General features: G+C 35.9%; 5 protein-coding genes and 1 pseudogene. 5 read left to right on the top strand and 1 reads right to left on the bottom strand.

Translation table 11 applies throughout. The features are described 5' to 3' along the window. Positions 1 to 607 precede the first annotated feature (607 nt). Positions 608 to 1,443, bottom strand: a pseudogene (locus GGQ84_RS15300) (transposase zinc-binding domain-containing protein). A gap of 299 nt (positions 1,444 to 1,742) precedes the next feature. Here GGQ84_RS15300 and GGQ84_RS15305 point away from each other — a divergent pair. The 5 genes from GGQ84_RS15305 to GGQ84_RS15325 all read left to right on the top strand — a co-directional run bounded on the left by GGQ84_RS15305 (position 1,743) and on the right by GGQ84_RS15325 (position 4,282). Next, positions 1,743 to 2,627 (top strand): amidohydrolase family protein, encoded by an 885-nt coding sequence (locus GGQ84_RS15305; protein WP_429163673.1) that lies wholly within the window; start codon positions 1,743 to 1,745, stop codon positions 2,625 to 2,627. 103 nt (positions 2,628 to 2,730) lie between these two features. Then, positions 2,731 to 3,003, top strand: coding sequence for a EutN/CcmL family microcompartment protein (locus tag GGQ84_RS15310; protein WP_429163675.1), 273 nt, complete (start codon positions 2,731 to 2,733; stop codon positions 3,001 to 3,003). Positions 3,004 to 3,085: 82 nt separating this feature from the next. Beyond that, on the top strand, positions 3,086 to 3,658 hold the full coding sequence (locus tag GGQ84_RS15315; protein ID WP_429163677.1) for a cupin domain-containing protein: 573 nt from the start codon (positions 3,086 to 3,088) through the stop codon (positions 3,656 to 3,658). Positions 3,659 to 3,683: 25 nt separating this feature from the next. Continuing rightward, positions 3,684 to 3,968 (top strand): BMC domain-containing protein, encoded by a 285-nt coding sequence (locus GGQ84_RS15320; protein ID WP_429163681.1) that lies wholly within the window; start codon positions 3,684 to 3,686, stop codon positions 3,966 to 3,968. Positions 3,969 to 4,006: 38 nt separating this feature from the next. After that, positions 4,007 to 4,282: a BMC domain-containing protein gene (locus GGQ84_RS15325; RefSeq protein WP_429163679.1), complete on the top strand. Its 276-nt coding sequence runs from the start codon at positions 4,007 to 4,009 to the stop codon at positions 4,280 to 4,282. Positions 4,283 to 4,479: the final 197 nt, after the last annotated feature.

Consider the following 4,479-nt stretch of genomic DNA (forward strand, 5'->3'; position numbering starts at 1 on the left):
TTAGCTCTTTCAATGTCTATTATAGGTCTTTCGTTTTTGAAGGTATTTAGTATTTTATAAGCCCTTTCTCTTCCATAAAACGTTTCCTTTCCTTGTAACTCTTCTTGAATTCGTTGTTCTTGAGGTGTTAATACTTCACAACAATTCATGACTATTCCTCCTCTTTATATTATATTTTTGTATTTTTGTATTCACTATTTTATATATGCAAAAACCTTGCCAATTTTTTAAAGGCTTAAAGCTAGAAGTAGTAGGGTAGGGAGAAAGAGGGTATGTGAAAAATGTCGCAAACCTGCAACTATCACTTTTCACGTTCGTGCTACACTTGGGTGAAAGCTATGCTAGTTGTGCAGTCTAGAGTATAAAAGAATGTTGCAGATTAGCAACAAAGATTGCTAGACTACAACATTTTGCGAAAAAAATTGCGAAATATGGTGGAGCGATCTACTTTGAAAAAATTTGCGATACTTGCAACGCTGTTGTGAGTAGCCAAAGACTTTTTAAAATCTAGGAACCCACAAAGAATAATTACATTTAGTACAGATAAATTCAACTAAGTCATCATTTTTGCTAAAACCATCTAAAATATTCATATTGAAAACCTCCTTCAAGAAACATTATAAGCTGGTGGGGGAAGATCAGCAAGAAAAGGAGATGATTTTTCAGGAATAAAAATATCAACTAACTCCATAATGTGACCACAGCTGCAGCGAATAGGATCAATTCCAAAAGCAATAAGAATACGTGCGCGCCACTTAGAGTGTCGCTTCAAGAACCTTTTCTTTGCAGGAGAAAGCAAAAGAAAGAACTTTGAAGAATGCTTATGTCTCTTAGCATAAAGCCCATAATAACGGACCATTTTAAACTGCTCATCAGGAATATAGACCATTAACCGCGTAATAAACTCGATGGCACTAATTTTTTCAGTAACACGCTTACCATCTTCATGTCGATCGTAATAGAAAGTAACAAAATTACCATCATAGTTAAGAATACGAGATTGAGCCATAGCAGGTTTACCAGTATAGCGAACAATATAGTCAATAGAATTTTTAGCAATGGATTAAGATTATAAAACCAAGCAAATATAGTTTGACTAGAAGCTTCAAAAAGGATATTGAGTAAAGAGCGATCAAGACGGAAAAAGTTTCGAAGCTCAGATGGGATAGTAAAAACAAGATGTCGGTGCGTGCAATTAATTAATTTAGAAGAAATAGTTATAGCTCGGTCAGAGACATAAGAAGCACCACAGGTATTACAGAAACGGCTTTTGCAGCGAAAGGGAACATATTTAATTTTTTCACAGTGATCACAAAAATAAAGAGCATGCCCAAAACTAGGGTCACCACAATGAATAACCTTTTCAACATTTTTAGGAATAGCAGGGCACAAATCATAATTAAGAGCAAGGAAACTATTCCAATGAGTTGCAATTTTGCACACATTGTTTTTTTAAAAAAATCATAAAAAAAGTGGCTTCGCCACATTAATGGGTCAGTCACCCTAGTGGCTGATTTTTTTCTTGGTATTGCGTTTTATCTTGAAAAATTTGATTTCATTTGTTATAAATATATTGGTGATTGTTTTTATGGGTAATAAATTTTTTACTATTAAACAAATTCTAACTGACAATACTTCATGTTATAAAATAACTAAAAAAGTTTGGCATAGAAATTGCTATATCAAAGTGGCAGAGATAAAAAAATCAACAAGGAGGAAAATAATGACTCAAAAGTAGTCAAATGTTCAAGGGGATGTTGGAGTATATTAACTTTTCTATGGAAGGGCAGCCGTTAGATGAGATTGTAACAGATTTAAAAAAACATAATGTTGAGACGGCTGTAATAACAGGAAGAGATTGCGAGACTACCTATCAGGCAAAGTCAAATAACAAAGGAGTAATAGCTTTAAAAAATAAATATCCTGATTTATTTTTAGGGTTTATTGGGTTAGATCCTCATAAAGGGATGAATGCTGTAGCTGAGCTAAATGATGCAGTAAATAATGAAGGAATAAGAGGAGCTGCTGTTGACCCTTACCTGGCTCAGATATATGCAAATGATGCTAGATATTATCCAATATACTCCAAGTGTTGTGAATTAGATGTACCAGTTATTATTGCTACTGGACCTGCAACACTAGTGCCAAATGCGGTAATAGATCATGTAGCACCTAGATATATTGACTTTGTAGCTAGAGATTTTCCAGATCTAAAAATTATAATAAGTCATGGAGCATACCCTTGGGTTAATGAGATGATTACAGTTGCCCAACGAAATAAAAATGTATATGTAGAACTGTCAGAGTACGAGTTCTACCCTCAATCAGAAGCATATGTGCAAGCGGCAAATACAATTATAAGTGATAAGATATTGTTTGCCAGTGCACACCCATTTGTAGATTTTAGAGATGCTATTAAAAGCTATATGGAATTAGATTTTACAGAGGAGGTAAGAGAAAAAATAATGTACAAAAATGCAGCAAAGATAATACATGGTGATAACTATGTAGAAGAAGTAGAGAAAACAGCTTCCACAAATGCTGTGGCAAACAGCGGCACTGAGCAAATGATAATTGAAAATGTTATGAAGGAGCTAGCAAAAAGAGGCTTCCTAAATAATGGATAGTTTGAAGCAAGCAAAAAATTTATTTCCTTGGGGCCCATTAAGGAATCGCCTTAAGTACTCCCAGAGACTGAGATGGATCATTTTTAGTAAATGGGGTGATTAATTGAAAATAGGCGTAGTTGCTGGTAATGTGTGGTCAAGCAGAAAAGATGAAGGTCTTGTGGGGGTGAAGCTACTTATTATTAGTTTACAGGATAGGGAAGAAAACAACGAATGCAGTCGAAGAGTGGCTGCCGATTTAATAGGTGCAGGCATAGGAGAAAAAGTGCTGATAACAGAAGGAAGCTCCGCGAGGAATATGAGGGGTTTAGAAAATTCTCCAGTAGATGCAATTGTAGTGGGGATTATAGATGAAGAAAAGATAGGGGCGTTGTAGGTACTGGAGTTGATCAGCGGTTAATGGTTTTAAAAGTATTTATAATAAGTATTTTTATATAGACAAGGAGGTGAACAATTACTTGAAAGCACTAATTACTGTTGCTGATGTTAAGGCCTGTGCGGAAAAAAATGAAAAGAGAATTTACACAGAAGAAAAAAGCATTATTACACCAGCGGCAAAGGATATTGCTTCAGAATTAAGCATTGAAATTATAGTTGGAGATAAACCAAAGAGTAAGCCAGAGAAATTAGAGTTGAATGGAGATTTAGTGGCTAGTATTGTGGAAGAAGTGATAAAACGACTGGGTCAATGTGAAAAAAAAAATAGTTTCACAAAAGAGGTAGATGCTTCAGGTCTCAGGTTAGTTAAAGGGGATACAGTAGTTGCAGAAGAAGGGGAAACGGAAGTAATAAATAGTCAAGAAAGTGCCGAGATGACTTCTGGATTAATAAAAATGACACCGGGATTTGCCAAAAAGAGACTTGAATTTAATGAAGTCAACTATGTAATCAAAGGAAAAGTATCTATAACAATCGACGGAAACACCTATTTTGGCAAGGCTGGAGATGTAATATATCTACCAAAAAATGTGGAAATATCCATATCATCACAAGGGGATGCTGAAATTTTCTATGTCAGACATCCTAGATAAATACAATTAAAGGGAGGGAAAAACTATTATGAATAATGCATTGGGAATGGTGGAAACAAAGGGATTAATTGGTTCAGTTGAAGCGGCGGATGCCATGGTAAAGGCTGCTAATGTGCAACTTATTGGCAAGGTGATTGTAGGTGGAGGACTTGTAACTGTAATGGTAAGAGGAGATGTAGGAGCAGTTAAAGCAGCAACAGATGCTGGTAGCGCAGCTGCTGAAAGGGTAGGAGAGTTAGTAGCAGTCCATGTTATTCCTAGACCTCACAGTGAGGTGGAAGTAATTCTTCCTAAAGAAAATAGTAAATAAATAAAAAACCAAACAATCATATATAAAGGGGGAAAAAAATGCAACAAGAAGCATTGGGAATGGTAGAAACAAAAGGATTAATAGGTGCAATTGAAGCAGCTGACGCTATGGTAAAGGCAGCTAATGTCCAAATAGTAAATAAAGAGCTAGTAGGCGGAGGACTTGTAGCTGTGATGGTGAGAGGAGATGTAGGAGCAGTTAAAGCAGCAACAGATGCAGGTGCAGCAGCAGCTCAAAGAGTAGGAGAGCTTATTTCCGTACATGTAATACCACGTCCTCACACAGAAGTAGAAACGATTATTTCAAAAAAATAGAGGTTGATAAAAATGGGGCTAAAAGCGTTGGGTATGGTAGAGACAAAGGGTTTGATTGGTGCAATTAAAGAGATTGATTGCGCTCAAAGTCTAGAATAGCTTTAGTCCATTTAGAAAGGAATGATACGGGTGAAATTAGATTATGATCTAGGCTCTATTCAGGAAGCAAGAGAGCTAGCACGAAATGCTAAGAGGGC

Origin of the sequence: Desulfitispora alkaliphila (genome assembly GCF_050433185.1) — a bacterium.
GTDB classification, from domain to species: Bacteria; Bacillota; Desulfitisporia; order Desulfitisporales; family Desulfitisporaceae; genus Desulfitispora; species Desulfitispora alkaliphila.